Here is a 19,036-nt window from a genome sequence, read left to right on the forward strand (position 1 = left end):
CCGAGAATCAGGCTGGACCTAGGCCGTCGAACGCAGTTTGCAGAGTCTCGAATGGCGCCAGCGCGCCGCTAACCTGCACCACGGCGGCGGCGACACGATGGGCCCGGCGGGCGGCTTCCCGAGGGCCATGACCGGCAAGACGCGCCGCGAGATAGCCGCCATTGAAGGAATCGCCGGCGCCGGTGGTGTCGGTGGGGGCTGCGACATGAATCGCGGGCACATCCTCCACTGTCGCGTTTTCGGCAACCAATGCCGGCTGCTCGCCATTCTTGACGACAATTTCGCCGACCTGCCGCCCGAGCCGTTCGGCGGTCGCCCGTGGCGATGCATCATCAAACAGCATTTGCTCGTCGGGGAAGGTCGGCAACGCGATATCGGTGACATCAAGCGCTTCGATGATCGCCGCCTGCGCGTCCTGGCGGTTGCGCCAGAGCCGTGGCCGGTAATTGGGATCGAAGGCGATCAGCGAGCCAGCCGCCCGCGCCCTGGCCACGGCCGACAGCAGTGTTTTGCGCGCGGCCTCGTCCAGAATTGCCAAAGTGATTCCGCTGAAGTAAACGAGCGACTGATTTTTCAGGCTTTTCGACAGTGCCTCAGCGTCCGACGCGAGCTGCCGTGCGGCGGCATCGCCGCGCCAGTAGGTGAAGGAACGCTCGGCGCCGGTCAACGTGATCGCATAGAGGCCGGGGCGCGCTCCCGGTATCACTGGGCTGGAGCCGATGCCGATGCCGTTTTCGGCGAAGAAGCCGATCTGGCCCTGCGAGAAGGGATCGTCGCCGAAGGCCGAGACATAAGTTGCCGGCCGGTCCCCGCTCAACGCATGCAGCGCCCACAGTGTGTTGAACGTGTCGCCGGCAAAACCCATGCGCCAGTTGGGGCCGGTTTGACCCGATAGTTCGAGCATGCATTCGCCGATCGAGGCGACGCCGTTTCCCGCCATCTGCAATCCTCCAGTGATTTTGGTGCTGTAGCTTTTTGCCGGCGACAGCGCCATGCTTGGCAAGGAGGCTTTTTTCCGCCACAGCGTTTTCCCACAGGCCGGCGGGATGCGATCCATCCGGCAGAACGTTGTCCGCAGAAGAGGAACCGGTTTGGCATCGTTATGGCGTTATCTCCTGGCAGGTCTTGGTCTGGCTGCTCTGCTGGTCGGCGTTCTCGCGATCGTCTATCTGACCGCGCCGCAATCGGCACAGCCCGTCGGCCCGGATGTCTCGCGGACAAAGACCACGGACAACGGGCTGTTCGTGGTGAGCTTCGCGCCGGAGAGGGGCGTCGTGCGGCAGGGCGAGCTGGAATCGTGGCTGCTGACCCTGAAGACGAAGGCTGGCGAGCCGGTGGAGGGGGCTGCGATCGCCATCTCCGGAGGCATGCCGCAGCACAATCACGGGCTGCCGACCAGCCCCCAGGCGACCGACTATCTCGGCGACGGGCGCTATCGCATCGAAGGGGTGAAATTCACCATGAGCGGCTGGTGGCAGCTGCACTTTGCCATCTCGGCCACCGCCGGATCCGACACGGTGCTGTTCAACGTGGTGCTGTGAGCGACCGATGAAGCGCCTTCTCTGCTTCCTGGCGTTAACGGTGGCGGTCATCCTCGCCGGTTGCGGCAAACCGGATTTCTCCGACGCCGAGAAAAAGACCATCGCCTCCCTGGCGTTGAACACGCTGCCGCTTCTGAAGCCAGACACCACCAACCGCTTTGCCGACGTGCCGGCGGCCGCGGCTTTTGGCTCGACGCTGTTCTTCGACGTCGGGATGAGCCGCGACGGCACGGTGTCCTGCTCGACCTGCCACAAGATCGACCGGCAGTTCCAGGACGACCTGCCGCAGGCGGTGGGCGTCGGCCGCACCAACCGCCGCACAATGCCTCTGGCCGGCGTGGCGCGCGACCCCTGGTTCTTCTGGGACGGCCGTCGCGACAGCCTGTGGGCGCAAGCGTTGACGCCACTGGAAAACCCGCTGGAGCAGGCGGGAAACCGCGCCGCCTATGCGCACTACATCAAGGCGCGCTTCGGCGAACGTTATGAGCGCATCTTCGGGCCGCTGCCCGATTTCTCCGGCATACCGCTCAATGCCAGCCCGCTTGGAACTGATTCCGAGAAGGCTGCCTGGAATGCGATGAGCGACGCGCAGCGCGACGCCGTCAACCGCGTCTATGCCAACATAGGCAAGGCGATCGCGGCCTTCGAACGCTCGATCGAACCGGCACAGACGCGCTTCGACCGCTTCGCGCTGGACCTCGTCACCGGCGCCGAGCCGAAAGACGACGCAGCCTTTTCCAGGGAGGAGATCCTTGGGCTGAAACTGTTCATCGGCAAAGCCAATTGCGTGACCTGTCACAACGGCCCGCGCTTCACCGACAATGGTTTCCACAACACCGGCGTGCCGCCTGTCGCAGGCCTGCCGCCGGATCGCGGGCGCATCGACGCCGTGGCGCAGGTGGAGGCTGACCCGTTCAACTGCTTCGGCGCGTATCGGGATGGCGACGTCAGCGCCTGCGGCGAGTTGCGCTTCATGGTCAAGGATGCACCGGAACTGATCCGCGCCTACAAGACACCGTCCTTGCGCGGCGCAGCCACGCGGCCGCCCTACATGCATGCGGGGCAGTTCTCGTCGCTGGACGATGTGGTTGCGCACTACGCGAAGGCTGCACCGAGCGTCGAAGGCGTATCCGAAATCCATCCGCTGCAGCTATCGGATCGCGAGCGCGCCGCGCTGGTGGCGTTCCTGAAGACGCTTTCGGAATAGGCTCTGTTTTCTTGTTTGACCATGATCTCGTCCGAAAACCGGCGTCCGCTTTTCGGGATCATGGTCATCGATCCTTCACCGTCTCCATCGCCACGAAGGTGGAGGTCTGGGCGACATGGGGCAGGGCGGAGATGCGCTCGCCGAGCACGCGGCGATAGGCGGCAATGTCCCTGGTGCGCACCTTCAGCAGATAATCGAAGCTCGATGCCATCATGTGGCACTGCTCGATCTCCGGCACGCCCTGAACGGCGCGGTTGAAAGCGTCGAGCGCGGCGGAGCGGGTGTCCGACAATTTCACCTGGACGAAGGCGACGTGGCCTTCGCCCATGCGCTCCCGATCGATGATCGCCTGGTAGCCCCTGATATAGCCATCCTTCTCCAGCCGCTTCACCCGCGCCTGCACGGGTGTCTTGGAAAGACCGACCTTTGCCGCCAGTTCGGACATGGAAAGCCGGCCGTTGCTCGCCAGCGCCGACAGGATGTTCCTGTCGATCCGGTCCAATTGGTCTTCTGTCATGAAAAGCATAGTCCATTTAATGAATTTATGGCGCTATGATAGATCAGATGGGCTAAAATGTCGATTTCTTTGGACCGACGAAAATTCGCGCCTGTGCTAGCTTGCGCCATTCGGTCCGGTGACCGCCGGGCCGCTCCCTTATGCTTGCTCATAGGACCGCCATGCCACTCGACGCTATCCGCCAGCAGATCCGCGCCAACTACCTGCCCGACGAAGACGAGGCGCTGAAGCGTCTGGCGGAGACGACGGGGCTCTCGGCCGAGAACCGCAGGGCGATTTCGGCCCGCGCCGCCGACCTGGTGCGGGCGGTGCGCGGCTCGTCGGATCCACGGCTCATGGAGGTCTTCCTCTCCGCCTATGGCCTCTCCACCAAGGAAGGCGTGGCGCTGATGTGCCTGGCCGAGGCGCTGCTGCGCGTGCCTGATACCGAGACGATGGACGATCTCATCGCCGACAAGATCGCGCCGCACGACTGGTCGGCGCATTCCGGCGGTTCGAGCTCGATCTTCGTCAACGCCTCGACCTGGGCGCTGATGCTGACCGGCCGTGTCCTCGACGAGGGCGAGGGCGGCATCGAAGGCACGCTGCGTTCGATGGTGCGGCGATTGGGCGAGCCGGTCATCCGCAAGGCGGTGGCCGCCGCCATGCGCGAGATGGGCGAGCAGTTCGTGCTCGGCCGTAGCATAGCGGAAGCCGTCAAGCGCGGCCGGCCGATGATCCAGAAGGGCTATCTCTATTCCTTCGACATGCTGGGCGAGGCCGCCCGCACCGAGGCCGACGCCCTGCGCTACCACAGGGCCTATGCCGATGCCATTTCCTCGCTCGACTCCGGCTCCAACGGCCCCGACATCCGCCAGAACCACGGCATCTCGGTCAAGCTCTCGGCGCTGCATCCGCGCTACGAAGTGGCGCAGAGGGAAGAGATGCTGCCCATCATGGCCGAGCGGCTGCTGTCGCTGGCGCTCGCAGCGCGCCATTCGCGAATGGGCCTCAACATCGATGCCGAGGAGGCCGACCGCCTCGATTTGTCGCTCGACGTGATCGAGCGGGTGCTGGCCGAGCCGGAACTCGCCGGCTGGAATGGTTTCGGCGTCGTCGTCCAGGCCTATGGGCCGCGCGCCGCGTTTGCCATCGACTGGCTCTACGCGCTGGCGAAGAAGTACGACCGCACCATCATGGTGCGGCTGGTCAAGGGCGCCTATTGGGACACCGAGATCAAGCGGGCGCAGACGCTGGGACTGTCGGGCTATCCCGTCTTCACCCGCAAGGCCAACACCGACGTCTCCTACATAGCCTGCGCCAAGAAGCTGCTTGGCATGACCGACCGCATCTATCCGCAATTCGCCACGCACAACGCCCACACCGTCGCGGCCATCCTGTCCATGGCAGGAGATCGCGATTCCTTCGAGTTCCAGCGCCTGCATGGCATGGGCGAGGCACTGCACGAGACGGTGCGCAAGGCCGAAGGCACGCGCTGCCGCATCTATGCGCCGGTCGGCGCGCATTCCGACCTGCTGGCCTATCTGGTGCGCCGGCTGCTGGAGAACGGCGCCAATTCCTCGTTCGTGCATCAACTCACCGACGAGGATGTCGAGCCGGAGGACATTGCCCGCGATCCGCTCGAGACGATCGAGCACCAAGGGCCGGCCGCCAATCCGGCGATTGCCCGGCCTTCCCAGATATTCGGAACCGGCCGCCGCAATTCGAAGGGATTCGACATCACCGACACGGTGACGCTCGCGGCAATCGACAAGGCCAGGGCGGCCTTTGCCGGGCCGGACCGCTGGCACGCCAAGCCGATCACGCGCGCCGCCGGCGACGGCAAGCAGCGTCCGATCGTCAATCCGGCGAAGCCTGACGAGGTGGTCGGCACGGTTCATGAGGCCACCGCCGAGCAGGTCGCGGCCACCGTGCGCATCGCGGTGGAAGCGCAACCGGCCTGGGCCAGACGTCCAGTCGCCGAACGTGCCGCCATCCTCAACCGCGCCGCCGATCTCTATGAAGCCAATGCGGTCGAATTTTTCGCGCTGGCCACCCGCGAAGCCGGCAAATCGTTGGCCGACGGGATCGCCGAGGTGCGCGAGGCCGTAGACTTCCTGCGCTACTACGCCACTGAGGCGGCCAATGCCGAGGCGGGCACCGAGGCGCGGGGCGCCATCGTCTGCATTTCGCCGTGGAATTTCCCGCTCGCCATTTTCACCGGTCAGATCGCGGCCGCACTCGTCACCGGCAATTCGGTCATCGCCAAGCCGGCCGAGCAGACGCCGCTGATCGCTTTCCGCGCCGTCGAATTGCTGCGCGAGGCCGGCGTGCCGGAGGATGTCATCCAGCTTCTGCCCGGCGATGGCCCGTCGGTCGGCGGACCGCTGACCGCCGACCCGCGCATTGCCGGCGTCTGCTTCACCGGGTCGACCGAGGTCGCCAAGCTGATCGAAAAGCAGCTGGCCGAGACCGCCGCGCCAGATGCCATGCTGATCGCCGAGACCGGCGGCCTCAACGCCATGATCGTCGATTCCACGGCCCTGCCGGAACAGGCGGTGCGCGATATTCTGGCCTCGGCCTTCCAGAGTGCGGGCCAGCGCTGTTCGGCGCTGCGCGTGCTCTATGTGCAGAAGGACGTCGAGAAGAAGATGCTGCAGATGCTGAAGGGCGCGATGGAAGCGCTCAACGTCGGCGATCCCTGGCTGATCTCGACCGATGTCGGTCCGGTCATCGATGACGAGGCCCAGGCCTCGATCAGCGATTATTGTACCAAGAAGGGCCTCGAGGGCAGGCTGATCGCCAAGCTCGAAGCTCCGAAGGACGGCCGCTTCGTGGCGCCGCACGTCTTTCGGGTCAAGGGCATCGAGGAGATGGAGCGCGAGGTGTTCGGGCCGGTGCTGCACGTTTCGACGTTCGACGCCGACGAGATCGATGCGGTGATCGCGGCGATCAATCGCAAGGGCTATGGCCTGACCTTCGGCCTGCACACCCGTATCGAAGGCCGCGTGCAGCATTTCGTCGACGGCATCCATGCCGGCAACATCTATGTCAACCGCAACCAGATCGGCGCCGTGGTGGGATCGCAGCCGTTCGGCGGCGAGGGGCTGTCCGGTACGGGACCAAAGGCCGGCGGGCCGCACTATCTCCGACGCTTCCGCAAAGGCCCCGAGGCCGGCACGCATGTGCAGGACGGCCACAAGGTGACGGCGACCGAACTGGCCGACAATCTGCCGGATTCGGCGCTTGGCGGCTGGTCGACCCGGCCGGACCGCATCGCCATCCTGCGCAAGCATCTGCGCGGTAAGGGAGCGGCGGCGATCGCTGCCGCCGCCAGCATCGACTTCGGCCAGGTCGATCTGCCGGGGCCGACCGGTGAGGCCAACACGCTGTCGCTGTCGCCGCGCGGGCGGGTGCTGTGCCTCGGTCCAGATGGCGATACGCTGCTCGCCCAGACCATCCAGGCGCTTGCCGCCGGCAATGCGGTGTTGGCCGTGGCGCCGGGAGCTCCCGCCGCACTGTCCGCATTGACCGGGAAGGGCTTGCCTTTGGCGGCGATCGATGGCCGGCCCGATCCGGTCGAGGCACGCTCGTTACGCGTCGATGTCGTCGCCTTTTCCGGAACGCCCGAGGCGGCGCGCATCGTGCGCAAGGTGATTGCCGAGCGCGGCGGGCCGATCGTGCCGCTGGTCAGCGAGGTGCTCAATCCGGCGGCCTATGCGCATGAGCGGGCTGTCTGCGTCGACACCACGGCGGCGGGCGGCAATGCGAGCCTGCTCGCCGCGGCCTGAGCCGGCGCGGCTGGCCTCCATGGCATTGCCGTGGTCAGGCGCCTTCGACGACGGAAAGTCCCAGCGTCGAGGTCAGCAAACCAAGGGGTGCCGTCAAGCGCGTCACGATCATCAACCACCGAACCGCATCGTTGCGGCCAGCTTCAGCGTGATGCCCGGTTCATAGACCGCGGCTGTCGTGCTGCCGTTCAGCGGGTTGGCGTATTTGACGTCGAACAGATTGTCGGCGCGGAAATCGACCTTCAGAGCGTCGGTCGCCTGATAGCTGACGAAGGCATTGACCGGCGTATAATCCCTGGTCACCACATTGCCCTTCGGCTTGCCATTGTACTGCACTTCGACGCCGACGGTGAGCTTGTCCTCGAGGAAGCGCAGCCCTAGCTGGGCTGTCACCTGCGAGGACGGGATCGTCGCAAGATCGGCCTCGGCGCCCATGTAGGATATGGTGTGACCATCGACGAACGATGCCGAGAGCCCGGCATAGCCCCAGGCCGGGTCATAGACACTTTCCAGTTCGAAGCCGTCGATCCCGGCCTTGGCGAAGTTCTGATACTGAAGCAGATCGGGATACCGGGGCCGAACGGGCAGCCGCTGCCCGGAGCGAACGGCGACAGCGTCACGCCGTCGATATAGTCGTCGACATTGTTGTTGAAATAGGCCGCCTTGAGACGAAGCGCGTCGCCGGCCTCGATGATGTCGTTCTGCTTGTAGTTGACGCCGAACTCGGTCGTCTTGCCGGTTTCGGGGCGCAGATTTGGGTTGGGCAGGAACGGAAAGCTCACTCCTGCGGGATGGTTGCCGCTGATCAATGTCTCCGTCATCGAAGGTGAGCGATAGCCCTCCGCATAGGTGCCGTAGAACTGGATACCGGCGCGTTGCCTGCGGGAAGCGTGCCTTTCGTATTGCCGCAATCGGCGGTTTAGGCTCGGCCTGAGGAAACATTTGCCAACCCTCTCACTCGTCATCCACGGGCGGAGCGGGAGCGTAGCGGACGCGGAGACCCGAGGATCCATGCCGCTACATCAAACGAAGAATGCAGCGGTCCGGAAGAAGAGCTGGCGCTGTGTCGCTAGTTTTTCATCGTAGCGGCGCTCGAACGTTACGGCATGGATTCTAGGGTCTACGCGCGTCGCTTCGCTCCTTGCTCCGCCCTGGAATGACGAAGAATCGAGCCGCTAAGGCCGCGTTGTGGACTACGCGGCCGGCGCGCGGCGCTCCAGCATGTCGATGCCGAGCAGGTTGCGCACATTCGGCCGCGCCGCCACGAGGTCGGCGATCGTGTAGCGGGCCAGCACGGCGAAGAAGGCGTTGAGCGCCTCGCGCAGCGCCGAATTCAGCGCGCAGCTGTCGACCAGCGGGCATTCGGCGGCGTCGTTCTCGAAGCATTCTGCCATGGCGAAGCTTTCCTCGGTGACGCGCACGACGTCGAACAGGCTGATCGCCTCGGCAGCCCGGCCAAGCCGGACCCCGCCATTCCTGCCGCGCACGGTCTCGACAAGGCCGTTCTCGACCAGCGGCTGCAGGATCTTGAACAGGAAAAGCTCCGATACGGAATAGGCGGCCGCGATCTCTGGAATGCGACTCAACCGGTCATTGTTGGCGGCACAGTACATCAGGATGCGCATGGCATAGTTGGTTTGGCGCGTTAGCCGCATCTTGTCCTCGCTAGGCGCTGGCGCAACCCACGCCAGATTCCAAAACTTTGCCGCGCGGCTCCCATCCGGAATTCGAATTCGCCACGCTGGCCTCGATCCGAATATGGCTTATACCTTGGAATAATTCCAGACTGGCATCGTTTGATAGATGAATATTCTCGTCAACTTTATGTGCGCAGTGGAGCGAAAAGCTTAGGAAAACGGTCGTCGCGGGCATTTTGGCGGCCGAAGCACTAGATAGGCTGGGATCGACGAGGAGCGGTTCATCATGTCTCAATCGGCCCAGTCCCTGGCGCCCGTCCGTTTCGACACCGACGCGGCCGCCAAACTCTCCGCGCTGCGGCGAACCAAATTCATCGCCACGGCCGCTCTGGCGCTTTGCGTGCTGGTGTTTGCGCTGGCCAAGTCGTTCCAGGGCACCTATCCGTGGCTGGGGTTCGTCGCTGCCTTCGCCGAGGCGGCGACCATTGGCGGCCTCGCCGACTGGTACGCGGTGGTGGCGCTGTTCAGGCGGCCGCTCGGGCTGCCGATCCCGCACACCGCCATCATTCCGGAAAACCAGAACCGCATCGCCGATAATCTCGGCCGCTTCATCGAGGTCAACTTCCTGGCGCCGGAACCGGTGCGGGAAAAGCTGGCCGAGGTCGATTTTTCAGCGCTGGTCGCCGACTGGCTGGCCGACGCCGAGCGCGCCGCCGGCCTGTCGCGCTTCGTCGTGCGGCTGGTGCCGCAGACGCTTGCCGCCGTCGAGCAATCCGGATTGCGCGGCTTCGTCACCAGCCGCATGCTCGAGCAGATCGAAAAGGTGCCGTTGGCGCCACTGGCCGCCGAACTGTTGTCGGCACTCACCGATGACCGCCGACACCAGAAGCTGTTCGACGAATTCATCAAGGTGATCGGCCGTTTCCTCAACGATGAGCAGGCGCTGGCGACGATGCGCGAGAAGATCCGCGAGGAACTGCCATCGCTGTTCAACCTGTTCAGGGCCGACGCCTATCTGCTGAAGAAGATCGTCGCCTCCGCGGGCTCCCTGCTCGACGAGGTCCGGGCCGATCCCAACCATCCAATGCGCGCCGAGTTCGACCGATTCGCGCAAGGCTTCGTCGAGCGGCTGCGGACGTCGAAGCAGTATGCCAGGCGTGCCGAGAAGATGAAGCACGATTTCCTCGCCAGACCGGAAGTCAGGGCGCTGGCCGGCGATATGTGGGAGAGCCTCAGCCTGTTCATCGAACAGGACGCCAAGGCGCCGAATTCGGTGATCCGCGCGCATCTCGCCAACATGTTCGTCGAGGTCGGGCGGCACCTTGCCGGCGATGCGCAGATCCGGGCCGACATGAACCAGGGGTTCGTCGTGGCGCTGGCCTCCTTCGTCGAGAGCCAGAAGAGCGGCGTGTCGAAATTCATCGCCGATCAGGTCAAGCGCTGGGACCTGGCGCAACTGACGCGGCTGATCGAGATGAACATCGGCAGGGACCTGCAATATATCCGCTTTAACGGCATGATCATCGGCGGACTGGCGGGCATCGTGCTCTACACGATCGAGCTGCTGCTCCCGGTCAATTGATGCGCCTCGCTCGCCAGGCCTGTGTTCGAAATGGACATACGGCAGCCCAGTGCTATTCTCCCGACGAGGGCACCGCATCCGCGGCAACAGGGGAGAAGACACTCATGGCAAAGCAACCGGAATCCGATTCCTTCATGGACATGTTCGGCAGATTCGGCCGTGACCTGAAGGTGCCCAATGTCGATGTCGAGGCGATCCTCGCCCATCACCGCAAGAACCTCGAAGCCTTGGAGAAATCGGCGCGCGTCAGTGCCGCCGGAGCGTCCTCGCTGCTGTCAAGACAACGCGAGATGCTGCAGGACACGCTGCGCGAGGTTGCCGACATGGCGCAGAGCTACCGGGCGCCGGGGAACCCCCAAGAACTCCTGGCCAAGCAGACGGAGTTCGCCAGGAAATCCTTCGAGGCCGCCCTGAAAAATGCCGGTGAAGTGGCCGAATTGGCGAGGGAATCGGGCACCGAATCGATCGATATCCTGCGTGCGCGCATCAAGGAGGCGATGGAGGAAATCCGCGCCGGCTATGGGCAGAAGTAAGGCTTCGATGGGCTGCGGTTCTGCCTTCGGCCGGGGGCGCCGGTTCGCAATCCCGCAACCTTGCGCATAGTTGCACCAGCGCAACGCTATCGCTCACGCCCGTTCTTGACAGTCAGAAAATCCGAATTCGACCTGCCATTGCAAGGCAAGCCATGGCACGAATCGGCCGGAATTCAGCGGAACGGAATCATGCGCGACGAATTGACAGAAGCAGTCAGTTCGTGGTCCGGAGGCGCTGCAAGCTATCGGGAAAGCAGGAATGACTGAAATACGGCCTAAAACGCCGCCGACCTACGAGCAGTTGAGGACGATGTCCGGGCAGGAGCTCGGCGTCTCGGAATGGACCACGGTCGACCAGAACCGTATCAACCAGTTCGCCGAATGCACCGGCGACCATCAATGGATCCATGTCGACCCCGAACGCGCGCGGCGGCAAAGCCCGTTTCGCACGACGATCGCGCACGGCTATCTGACGCTGTCGATCATTGGCGCGCTGGCGCTCGGTATGGGCATCGTGCCGGAAAATACGCAGGCCGCTTTCAATTACGGCTTCGACAAGGTGCGCTTCCTGGCACCGGTCAAGGTCGGTGCGCGCATCCGGCTGCGCACCACGCTGCTTTCCATGGAAGACAGGGGGCCTGGCCAATACCTGATGAAGGCCGCCAACACGGTCGAGATCGAGGGTGAGGAGAAGCCCGCCTTGACGGCGGAGACGCTGGTCATGCTCTATGAGCGCCGTAAACGGGCAGGGGCCTGAGCGGTGTCCGCCCAAAGCCCCCCGCAGGTCACGCAATCCCGGGCTGCGGACGGCCGGAAATGCGCAACGATAAGAGCGCAAGCAACAGTGCAGCCAGCGCCAGGGCGGTTGCCGTCTCGAAGGTGACCTGCATTCCCCGGGCGGCCGAGGCGGAATTCACCACGTCCTGACCTGTTCCTTGCCGAGCACCGGCCGATGCGACCGCGAATATTGCGCCCATCAGGGAAGCGCCGGTGATGAGGCCTAGATTGCGCGACAGGTTGAGCAACCCCGATATGACACCACGCTCGCCGGCGCCGACACCGCTCATGACAGCCGCGTTGTTGGATGTCTGGAACAGGGCGTAGCCGAAGCAGGTGACGGTGATCGGACCGACATAGCTGGCAATGCCGAGCGTCGTCATGGCGAGCGACAGAAGGGCTGTACCCGTGGCGAGGCTGATCAGGCCGGCGACCATCATCCTGTGGGCGCCAAGCCGATCCGAAAGGCGCCCGGCCAGCAGCGCCGACAGGGTCGAGACGAGCGGCCCGGTCGACAGCACCACGCCGACCGTCGCGGCATCAAGTCCCAGCCCCCGCGACAGATAGAACGGGCCGACGACCAGGGTCGCCATCATCACCGTGGCGACGATGAAGCCCATGGCCAGGCTGGCGCTGAGCCGCAGATCCCGGAAGCTGGCAAGCTGGACCAGAGGGTTCTTCACGCTCCTCTGTGCGACAGCGAACAGCACGATACCGAGGGCGGTGACAGCCAGCAGGCCGACATTGAGCACGCCGAAATTACCCCGGCCAAGCGTCATGGCCATCGCATAGGCGGCCAGCGTCAAGCCCAGCAGGACGGTGCCTGTCGCGTCGAACTTGCCTTGTTGGGCTGCCTTGTTGCCGGCAGGCAGCGCGCGCCAGGCGAGGGCGAAGGTCAGCAGGCCCAGCGGGACATTGACCAGGAAGATCGCCCGCCAGCCGAGGCCGGCGATCAGCAGACCGCCGAGCGACGGGCCGAGTGTGGTGCCGATCGCGGACATGGCGCCAAGCAGGCCCATGGCACTGCCGGTCCTTTCCCTGCTCACGGTCTCCGCGACGAAGGCCAGCGTGAGCGCCATCATCAGCGCCGCGCCAAGTCCCTGCACGGCACGGGCGGCGATCAGCAGCCAGAGCGTCGGCGCGAGCCCGCAGAGCACCGATGCCGATGTGAACAGCGCAATGCCGCCAAGCAGCAACGGCCGGGGCCCGAACATGTCGGCCAGCCGCCCGGCGCTGACGATCAGCGTGGTGATGGCAAGCAGATAGGCGAGAACCACCCATTGGACGGCCTGAAATGGCGCGCCGAACACCTGCATCAGCGAGGGCAGCCCGACGCTGGCAATGCTTGTTCCCAACGATGACAGCAGCGTGGCGAGCGACAGGCTTGCCAGCGCCCAGCCGGCGGATTTTTGTGAAGTTGATATCGGCCCATCCCGATTTTGCTCCGCGACTGTCATGGCGATCTCCTTTGTGCTCGCTCCGAACCGGAGCTGTTGGAGATCTAGTCTTGTGGCTGATATGGCGGAAGGCGCAGCACTTGCATGATATTCGTGCATGAGACGCCACATCATGTTATGCGCCATTGATGACGTCGCCCGATCTCAATCTGCTCTTCGCCCTCGACGCCTTGCTGGCGGAAGGCAGCGTGGCGCGGGCCGCGCGCCGTCTGCGGCTCAGTCCCTCGGCGATGAGCCGGACGCTGGCGCGGTTGCGGGCGGCAACGGCCGATCCTCTTCTGGTCCGCGCCGGGCGCGGCCTGGTGGCGACGCCGCGGGCGGAGGAGTTGCGGCGGCAGGTCGGCCGTGCCGTCCAGGACGCGGAGGCGCTGCTGCGTCCTGCCGAGTTGCTTGATCTCCCGCGCCTGGACAGGGTTTTCACGCTGCGTACCAATGAGGGTTTCGTCGAGGAGTTCGGGCCTCGTCTCGTCGCCCGCGTCGAAGCCGATGCGCCTGGGGTGCGGTTGCGTTTCGCTGCGAAGTCCGACAAGGATGCAATGTCGCTGCGCGACGCGGCGATCGACCTGGAAATCGGTGTTGCCGGCGAAACCGGACCCGAAGTGCGCATCCAGGCGCTGTTTCGCGACCGCTTCATTGGTGCCGTCCGAGCGGGCCATCCCCTGGGCGAGGGCACGGTGACGCCCGAGCGCTATGCGGCTGGCCGGCACATCAGCGTTTCGCGGCGTGGCCGCGAGAAGGGGCCGATCGATGAGGCCCTGGGCGTACTTGGATTGCAGCGGACGGTCGTGTGCATGGTCTCGGGTTTCTCGGCGGCACTTGCGATGGCACGCGCCTCGGACCTGATCGCCAGCGTGCCCGAGCGGCACACTGCCGGCGCGCGGGCCGGGATGCACAGTTTTGCGCTGCCGGTCGCCACCGTGGAAGTCACCATCTCCATGCTCTGGCACCCGCGTCTCGATGCCGATCCGGCGCAACGCTGGTTGCGTGAGTGCGTGCGGGAGGTCTGCGCCGGCCGCTGAGCGAAGCAGCCAGGTCAGTGCGCCATCGCCCTTTCAAGCACTTTGAAAATCCGCTCGTCTCCGCACTGGGCGACGTTGAAGCGCAGGAAACGGCTCGCTGTCTGCGACAGGCTGAACGCATTGCCTGGCGCCAGCACGACATTGTCGGCCAGGGCGCGGCGTGCGACTTCGGCTGCGTCAACGCCATCGGGCAGGCCGCACCACAGGAACAGGCCGGCCGGCTGGTCGATCCAGGGCGTGATGCCGATTGCCTTCAGCCGGGCGCCGGTCTCGACCATGGCGCGCGCAAGCTTCGCGCGCAGCAAATCCATATGCTTGCGGTAGCTGCCATCCTTCAGCAGGGTCAGCACCAGTTCGGCCGCCAGCCGTCCGCCGCCGAAGGTCGTGGCGATCTTGAGGTCGGTCAGGCCCTCGATCCAGTCGCGGGGCGCGGCGATGAAACCGCAGCGGATCGACGCCGACAGCGTCTTGGAGAAACTGCCGATGTGGACGACGCGGCTGAGACCATCGAACGCCGCCAGCTTCGGGGCAGGGGTGTGTTCGAAATCGGCGAAAATGTCGTCCTCGACGATGGTCAGGTCCGACTGGTCGGCGAGCTTGAGCAAACGATGCGCGGTGACTGGCGACAGGATCGCACCGGTCGGGTTGTGGATGGCGGAGTTGGTGATGTAGAGGCGCGGCCGGTGTTCGGCCAGCGCCTGCGCGAACAGCTCGATATCTGGTCCTGACGGCGTATAGGGAACGCTGACGACCTTGGCGCGATGGGCGCGCAGCAAAGCGTGGAAATTGAAATAGCAGGGATCGTCGACCAGCACCGTGTCGCCAGGTTCGATCAGGAACCGGCACAGGAGGTCGATGGACTGCGTGCCCGATTCCGTCAGCATGATCTGTTCGGGGGAGGCTTCGATGCCATGCCCGGCCATGCGCCGCGCCAGCAGTTGCCGCAGCGGCGGCAGGCCAAGCGGGGTGCTGTAATCGGCAAGCGCGACATCTTCGGCACGCGCAACCGTGCGCAGGGCGCGGCGCAAGCCGGCCTGGGGCATCCAGGAGGCTGGCAGCCAGCCGCAGCCGGGTTTCAGGGTTTCGCCGCTGGCATCCAGCGACTGGCGCGAGACCCAGAGCGGATCGACGGCGCGGTCGAGCCGAGGGCCGATCTCGGCCAGCGACAGCGGCGCCAGCGATCCGGCGGCGTAGAAGCCGGAGCCCGGCTGGGAGCGGATCGCGCCCTCGGCGGCGAGCCGCTCATAGGCTTCGACGACGGTGGACTTTGACACCTGCATGGACTTTGCGAAGGCCCGGATCGAGGGCAGTCTGGCTCCCGGTGTCAGACTGCGCGCGGCGATCCGCTGACGGATGGTCGCCATGACGCTTTCGACCAGCGTCGCGCCGCCATCGAGTCTTGTGGTCTGCTCGTCCATCTGTACTCCTCGTGTGGCCATTACAGTTTTGTGGAATTGTACTGCATTGTCTCTGGTGGCGCCATCGGGTGAGCCCGATAGAAGGCACAACAGAAGGAGCTTTTCATGGACAAGGCTGCGAGCGGCTGGGTGAGCGGTTTCATCGGCGTGTTGATCTTCAGCGGATCCTTGCCGGCGACACGCGTGGCGGTGATGGATTTCGATCCGATCTTCCTGACCTCGTCTCGTGCCGCCATAGCCGGCCTGCTCGGTCTGGCGCTTCTGCTCTTGTTTCGCGAGAAGCGACCCGAGCGGGGCGACTTGCTGTCCCTGGCGATCGTCGCGTTCGGTGTGGTCGTCGGTTTTCCCCTCTTGACCGCGCTGGCGCTGAAGCACGTCACCTCCGCGCATTCCATCATCTTCGTCGGCCTGCTGCCGTTGGCGACCGCGATCTTCGGTGTGTTGCGCGGCGGCGACCGTCCCCACCCGGCCTTCTGGCTGTTTTCATGTCTGGGCAGCGCGCTGGTCGCGGGTTTCGCCCTGGTGCAGGGTGTGACCGCTTCACCGGTCGGCGACAGTTTGATGCTGGCCGCCATCATCGTCTGCGGGCTGGGCTATGCCGAAGGGGCCGCACTTTCGCGCCGGCTTGGCGGCTGGCAGGTGATCTGCTGGGCGTTGGCGCTGTCACTGCCGATCATGCTGCTGCTGACCTTTGTGACCCTGCCGCCATCCTTCGCCGGTGTCGGCTCTAACGCCTGGATTGGTCTCGCCTATGTCTCGCTGTTCAGTATGCTGATCGGCTTCGTGTTCTGGTATCGCGGCCTGGCGCAAGGCGGCATCGCGGCGGTCGGCCAGTTGCAGCTGCTGCAGCCTTTCTTCGGCCTTGCGCTGGCGGCGACCCTGCTGCACGAGAAGGTCAGCCCGCTGATGATCGTCGTCACGCTCGGCGTCGTGGCGTGTGTGTTCGGGGCGAAGAAATTTGCGCGGTAGTTCGGGAAGAGATTCCCGCACCTAGACTAGAACTTCGTCACCACCCCAATCCCAATACCCTCGAAGCCGCCCATCGCCATCAACGCCGCCGGGGCTTCGTCAAGGCTGATCTTCTTGCCGACCAGAAGTTCGGGCTTGAGCTTGCCGGTGCGGATCATCTCCATCAGTGCTGGGTAGCGATAGGCCTGGATGCCGTGGCTGCCGAGGATCTCGAGCTCGAAGGCGATTACCTTGTCCATCGGCACTTGCGGGCGGGCGTGCTCGCCCAGCATCAGGCCGACCTGCACGTGGCGGCCGCGCCGGCGCAGATTGGCGATCGAGTTGAACGAGGTGGTCGAGTGGCCGAGCGCGTCCATCGACATATGCGCGCCGCCATTGGTGATCTGCTTGACGGCCTTGACCACATTCGGCGTCGTCGAGGCGTTGATGGTGGCGACCGCGCCGATCTTCCTGGCGAAGTCCAGCTTCTCGTCGGAGAGATCGATGCCAATGACATTGGCGCCCATCGAACTGGCGATCATGATCGCCGATAGGCCGACGCCGCCGCAGCCGTGCACGGCCACCCATTCGCCCGGTTTCACCCGGCCCTGATCGACGATGGCGCGGAACGAGGTAACGAAGCGGCAGCCGAGGCTGGCGGCGGTGGTGAATTCCATCTCGTCGGGCAGGCGCACTAGGTTGGTGTCGGCATGCTCGATGGCGACATATTCGGCGAAGGAACCCCACGCGTTGAAGCCGGGCTGCGATTGATGCTCGCAGACCTGGTGATTGCCCGACGTGCATTCGAAGCAATGGCCGCAACCGACGGCGAACGGCACCGTGACGCGCTCGCCCGCCTTCCAGCGGGTGACATGCTTGCCGGCGGCAACCACGACCCCGGCCAATTCGTGGCCCGGTACATGCGGTAGGCGGATATCGGCGTCATGACCCATCCAGCCATGCCAGTCGCTGCGGCAGAGCCCGGTCGCCTCGACCTTGATGACGACGCCGTCGGCTGTCGGCTTCGGATCGGGAACGGTCTGGATCGTCGGTGCTTCGCCGAATTTCTCGAAGACGACGGCTTTCATTGGCAACCTCTCGCACGGATCGTACTTCAGAACCGATAGCCGATTCCCTGGCCGGTCAAGCGGAAATCGATTCCGCCAGAGCGGCAGCAAATTCCTCAGGCTTGCCTATTCGGCATCGATCTGGTTCTGCGGCGCAGCCTTCTGGAACGCGGGCAGCGCCATGCAGGCGGCGTTGATGCGCGCGATCGTCGGGTAGGGCGCCAGGTCGACGCCGAAGCGCGCATTGCTGGTGACCTGTGCCGCCAGGCAGATGTCGGCCAGCCCCGGCGCTTCGCCATGGCAGAATGTTCCGGTCCACGGCGAGGAAGCCAGAATCTTTTCAAGCGGCTGGAAGCCTTCGTTGACCCAGTGGCGGAACCAGTTGGTGATGTCCTGGTCGCCTGCGCCGAACAGGGTGCGCAGCGAGGTCAGCACGCGCAGATTGTTCACCGGGTGGATGTCGCAGGCGATCATCTGCGCCAGCATCCTGACACGCGCCCGGCCCGACGGATCCTTCGGCAGCAATGGCGGATGGGGCTGCGTTTCGTCGAGGAATTCGATGATCGCCAGCGATTGCGTCAGCATCATGCCGTCGTTCCATACGATTGTCGGGACCAGCCCCTGCGGATTGAGCGCGAGATAGGCGGGCTCCAGATGCTCGCCGTGGCGCAGGTGATGCGGGACGTAGTCATAGCTCAGCCCCTTCATCTCCAGCGCGATCCGCACCCGGTGGGAGGTGGAAGAGCGATAGTAATTGTGCAGGACGATGTCGCTCATGATCTCGGCTGGCCGATGGTTATCTCGATCGTGCTGATGCCGTCGACGCCGCCGGTCATTGTCTCTCCCGGCTTGACCTCGCCGACACCGGCGGGCGTGCCGGTGAAGATCAGGTCGCCCGGTTGCAGCTCGACTGCCTCGCTGCAGATCGAGACGATGTCGGTCACCGGCCAGATCAGTTCGGCGAGATCGGCATCCTGTTTCACCGTGCCGTCGACAGCGAGCCAGATACGACCCTTCGCCGGGTGTCCGGATTTCTGCGCCGGAACCAGCGGGCCGCAGGGCGCGGAGCGGTCGAAGGCCTTCGACCAGTCCCATGGCCGCGCTGCCTTCTTGGCGGCATCCTGCAGATCGCGGCGGGTGAGGTCGATGCCGACGCCATAGCCCCAGACATGGTCCAGCGCCTTGTCGCGGGCGATCCAAGAACCAGCTACACCGATCGCGACAACCAATTCGATCTCGAAATGCAGGTTTTCGGTCAGCGGCGGGTAAGGGATCTCGGTGCCGGAATCAACGACCGCATCGCCGGGCTTGGTGAAGAAGAAGGGCGGATCGCGCTCGTCATTGCCGAACTCGCGGGCGTGCGCGGCGTAGTTGCGGCCGACGCAAAAGATGCGCCGCACGGCAAAACGCTGGGCTGAGCCACTGACGGCGACAGAAGGCGTTGGCGGCACGGGTAGAACGAATGCGGTCATGTTGAACTCTAAAATAGATGTAGGAAGGCGGCACCTTCGGCCGATTTCGAGAGCCGGGCAAGCGCCGCATTTGGCGCGGCAGCACTTCGCA

At 64.7% G+C, this 19,036-nt stretch carries 17 protein-coding genes and 1 pseudogene; 8 read left to right on the forward strand and 10 right to left on the reverse strand.

What is annotated here, in order from left to right; genetic code table 11:
• Window positions 1-7: 7 nt before the first annotated feature.
• Window positions 8-940 (reverse strand): sugar kinase, encoded by a 933-nt coding sequence (locus FJ938_RS12965; RefSeq protein ID WP_140694241.1) that lies wholly within the window; start codon window positions 938-940, stop codon window positions 8-10.
• 151 nt (window positions 941-1,091) lie between these two features.
• Here FJ938_RS12965 and FJ938_RS12970 point away from each other — a divergent pair, with 151 nt between their 5' ends.
• Window positions 1,092-1,541, forward strand: coding sequence for a FixH family protein (locus FJ938_RS12970; protein WP_140694424.1), 450 nt, complete (start codon window positions 1,092-1,094; stop codon window positions 1,539-1,541).
• Between the two features lie 7 nt (window positions 1,542-1,548).
• Window positions 1,549-2,748 (forward strand): cytochrome-c peroxidase, encoded by a 1,200-nt coding sequence (locus tag FJ938_RS12975; RefSeq protein ID WP_140694243.1) that lies wholly within the window; start codon window positions 1,549-1,551, stop codon window positions 2,746-2,748.
• Window positions 2,749-2,812: 64 nt separating this feature from the next.
• On the opposite strand, the gene FJ938_RS12980 is transcribed toward FJ938_RS12975, so the two are convergent.
• Window positions 2,813-3,265, reverse strand: a complete 453-nt coding sequence (locus FJ938_RS12980; RefSeq protein ID WP_140694245.1) for an Lrp/AsnC ligand binding domain-containing protein — start codon at window positions 3,263-3,265, stop codon at window positions 2,813-2,815.
• 161 nt (window positions 3,266-3,426) lie between these two features.
• Between FJ938_RS12980 and putA the strand changes: the two genes are divergently transcribed.
• Window positions 3,427-7,035: a bifunctional proline dehydrogenase/L-glutamate gamma-semialdehyde dehydrogenase PutA gene (gene putA / locus FJ938_RS12985; protein WP_140694247.1), complete on the forward strand. Its 3,609-nt coding sequence runs from the start codon at window positions 3,427-3,429 to the stop codon at window positions 7,033-7,035.
• A 111-nt stretch (window positions 7,036-7,146) separates the two neighbouring features.
• Here putA and FJ938_RS29925 read toward each other — a convergent pair whose 3' ends face one another.
• The 3 genes and pseudogenes from FJ938_RS29925 to rirA form a co-directional block, all read right to left on the reverse strand.
• Window positions 7,147-7,623 (reverse strand): TonB-dependent receptor, encoded by a 477-nt coding sequence (locus FJ938_RS29925; protein ID WP_246673300.1) that lies wholly within the window; start codon window positions 7,621-7,623, stop codon window positions 7,147-7,149.
• A gap of 59 nt (window positions 7,624-7,682) precedes the next feature.
• Window positions 7,683-8,048, reverse strand: a pseudogene (locus FJ938_RS30380) (TonB-dependent receptor); the annotation flags it as partial.
• Between the two features lie 180 nt (window positions 8,049-8,228).
• Entirely contained in the window at window positions 8,229-8,690 is a 462-nt protein-coding gene (gene rirA, locus FJ938_RS12995) for an iron-responsive transcriptional regulator RirA (RefSeq protein WP_137934645.1), read from the reverse strand.
• A 268-nt stretch (window positions 8,691-8,958) separates the two neighbouring features.
• On the opposite strand from rirA, the gene FJ938_RS13000 reads away from it, so the two are divergent.
• From FJ938_RS13000 to FJ938_RS13010, 3 genes are all read left to right on the forward strand, one after another.
• Window positions 8,959-10,254 (forward strand): DUF445 domain-containing protein, encoded by a 1,296-nt coding sequence (locus FJ938_RS13000; protein ID WP_140607595.1) that lies wholly within the window; start codon window positions 8,959-8,961, stop codon window positions 10,252-10,254.
• Between the two features lie 104 nt (window positions 10,255-10,358).
• A complete protein-coding gene (locus FJ938_RS13005) occupies window positions 10,359-10,787 on the forward strand; it encodes a phasin family protein (RefSeq protein ID WP_140694249.1) in 429 nt (142 codons plus the stop codon).
• A 259-nt stretch (window positions 10,788-11,046) separates the two neighbouring features.
• The gene (locus FJ938_RS13010; RefSeq protein ID WP_140495716.1) at window positions 11,047-11,544 is read left to right on the forward strand and encodes a MaoC family dehydratase; all 498 of its coding nucleotides are present in this window, start codon (window positions 11,047-11,049) and stop codon (window positions 11,542-11,544) included.
• 28 nt (window positions 11,545-11,572) lie between these two features.
• On the opposite strand, the gene FJ938_RS13015 is transcribed toward FJ938_RS13010, so the two are convergent.
• Window positions 11,573-13,021, reverse strand: coding sequence for an MFS transporter (locus tag FJ938_RS13015; protein ID WP_140694252.1), 1,449 nt, complete (start codon window positions 13,019-13,021; stop codon window positions 11,573-11,575).
• Window positions 13,022-13,149: 128 nt separating this feature from the next.
• Here FJ938_RS13015 and FJ938_RS13020 point away from each other — a divergent pair, with 128 nt between their 5' ends.
• A complete protein-coding gene (locus tag FJ938_RS13020; protein WP_140694254.1) occupies window positions 13,150-14,040 on the forward strand; it encodes a LysR family transcriptional regulator in 891 nt (296 codons plus the stop codon).
• Between the two features lie 14 nt (window positions 14,041-14,054).
• Here the strand turns inward: FJ938_RS13020 and FJ938_RS13025 are convergent, their stop codons facing one another.
• Window positions 14,055-15,458: a PLP-dependent aminotransferase family protein gene (locus FJ938_RS13025; RefSeq protein WP_140694257.1), complete on the reverse strand. Its 1,404-nt coding sequence runs from the start codon at window positions 15,456-15,458 to the stop codon at window positions 14,055-14,057.
• A gap of 105 nt (window positions 15,459-15,563) precedes the next feature.
• Between FJ938_RS13025 and FJ938_RS13030 the strand changes: the two genes are divergently transcribed.
• The gene (locus tag FJ938_RS13030) at window positions 15,564-16,427 is read left to right on the forward strand and encodes a DMT family transporter (protein WP_140694260.1); all 864 of its coding nucleotides are present in this window, start codon (window positions 15,564-15,566) and stop codon (window positions 16,425-16,427) included.
• Window positions 16,428-16,453: 26 nt separating this feature from the next.
• Here the strand turns inward: FJ938_RS13030 and FJ938_RS13035 are convergent, their stop codons facing one another.
• The 3 genes from FJ938_RS13035 to FJ938_RS13045 form a co-directional block, all read right to left on the reverse strand.
• Window positions 16,454-17,494, reverse strand: coding sequence for a zinc-dependent alcohol dehydrogenase family protein (locus FJ938_RS13035; protein ID WP_140694263.1), 1,041 nt, complete (start codon window positions 17,492-17,494; stop codon window positions 16,454-16,456).
• 105 nt (window positions 17,495-17,599) lie between these two features.
• Window positions 17,600-18,250 (reverse strand): maleylacetoacetate isomerase, encoded by a 651-nt coding sequence (gene maiA, locus FJ938_RS13040; RefSeq protein WP_140694265.1) that lies wholly within the window; start codon window positions 18,248-18,250, stop codon window positions 17,600-17,602.
• Window positions 18,247-18,945, reverse strand: a complete 699-nt coding sequence (locus FJ938_RS13045; protein WP_140694268.1) for a fumarylacetoacetate hydrolase family protein — start codon at window positions 18,943-18,945, stop codon at window positions 18,247-18,249. Before FJ938_RS13045 ends, maiA begins: the two co-directional genes overlap by 4 nt.
• Between the last annotated feature and the right edge of the window lie 91 nt (window positions 18,946-19,036).

Source organism: Mesorhizobium sp. B2-4-14, from assembly GCF_006442155.1.
Taxonomy (GTDB): domain Bacteria; phylum Pseudomonadota; class Alphaproteobacteria; order Rhizobiales; family Rhizobiaceae; genus Mesorhizobium.

Coding starts and splice junctions, on each gene's coding strand:
- maiA (WP_140694265.1), bottom strand. CDS start 18,250: ATGAGCGACATCGTCCTGCACAATTACTATCGCTCTTCCACCTCCCAC.
- FJ938_RS12975 (WP_140694243.1), top strand. CDS start 1,549: ATGAAGCGCCTTCTCTGCTTCCTGGCGTTAACGGTGGCGGTCATCCTC.
- FJ938_RS13030 (WP_140694260.1), top strand. CDS start 15,564: ATGGACAAGGCTGCGAGCGGCTGGGTGAGCGGTTTCATCGGCGTGTTG.
- FJ938_RS13010 (WP_140495716.1), top strand. CDS start 11,047: ATGACTGAAATACGGCCTAAAACGCCGCCGACCTACGAGCAGTTGAGG.
- FJ938_RS13005 (WP_140694249.1), top strand. CDS start 10,359: ATGGCAAAGCAACCGGAATCCGATTCCTTCATGGACATGTTCGGCAGA.
- FJ938_RS13035 (WP_140694263.1), bottom strand. CDS start 17,494: ATGAAAGCCGTCGTCTTCGAGAAATTCGGCGAAGCACCGACGATCCAG.
- putA (WP_140694247.1), top strand. CDS start 3,427: ATGCCACTCGACGCTATCCGCCAGCAGATCCGCGCCAACTACCTGCCC.
- FJ938_RS12965 (WP_140694241.1), bottom strand. CDS start 940: ATGGCGGGAAACGGCGTCGCCTCGATCGGCGAATGCATGCTCGAACTA.
- FJ938_RS13045 (WP_140694268.1), bottom strand. CDS start 18,945: ATGACCGCATTCGTTCTACCCGTGCCGCCAACGCCTTCTGTCGCCGTC.
- rirA (WP_137934645.1), bottom strand. CDS start 8,690: ATGCGGCTAACGCGCCAAACCAACTATGCCATGCGCATCCTGATGTAC.
- FJ938_RS13020 (WP_140694254.1), top strand. CDS start 13,150: ATGACGTCGCCCGATCTCAATCTGCTCTTCGCCCTCGACGCCTTGCTG.
- FJ938_RS12980 (WP_140694245.1), bottom strand. CDS start 3,265: ATGACAGAAGACCAATTGGACCGGATCGACAGGAACATCCTGTCGGCG.
- FJ938_RS13000 (WP_140607595.1), top strand. CDS start 8,959: ATGTCTCAATCGGCCCAGTCCCTGGCGCCCGTCCGTTTCGACACCGAC.
- FJ938_RS13025 (WP_140694257.1), bottom strand. CDS start 15,458: ATGGACGAGCAGACCACAAGACTCGATGGCGGCGCGACGCTGGTCGAA.
- FJ938_RS13015 (WP_140694252.1), bottom strand. CDS start 13,021: ATGACAGTCGCGGAGCAAAATCGGGATGGGCCGATATCAACTTCACAA.